At 44.2% G+C, this 581-nt stretch carries 1 protein-coding gene; it reads right to left on the bottom strand.

The window, feature by feature from the left end:
* Nucleotides 1–4: 4 nt before the first annotated feature.
* The coding region (locus tag A3766_RS30690; protein WP_197479418.1) for a hypothetical protein at nt 5–581 on the bottom strand (577 nt) is incomplete at its 5' end.

Genomic DNA, 581 nt, shown 5'->3' with positions numbered 1-581 from the left:
GTGACTAACTCTCTACACCACCAAAGGGGCAATCCATCACGGCGGCAACACCTTTTATCAAGTAACTCTGCTTTGCCGTGACAACTGCATCGGATTTGGCAGCCGCGAGCAAACCTTTCAATAACCGTGGTTTTAACAATGGGTAGGCCAAGCCCAAGTCATGCACTGCTCGAGTAAACCTTGCTGATTGGCAGTCACTTATTGGTAGCAAGGTAATCCCGGCAACGCTTGCAGCCTCACAACCTTCTTTGAAGGCTTGCTGATAAGTTGCTTGCTCACGTTCCAAGCCATAATAGACAATACGGGACAGCACAACTTGGTAAAGAGAAGCAATTTTCTTAATGTCTTTATATTTTGGTTTTTCTGGACGCGACAAGCCAAAATATCGATCACAATGCTGCTTAAGGAGCTGGAAAATCAGCCACTCAAAAACATCAATTTTTCCATCAGCATGAATTAGTTCCAGAAACAAAGAACGATAATGACGATATTGCACTAAAGACATCAGCTTTAATGCGGGTATGCTTAGTTCAACAATCTCCAAGCGCTGCTCGGAGTTTAGCTCAGCTAAAGGCTTGATC

The organism is Oleiphilus sp. HI0132, assembly GCF_001635845.1.
Note: the sequence above shows the minus strand (reverse complement) of the source record. Positions and strands in the feature narration are given on the sequence as shown.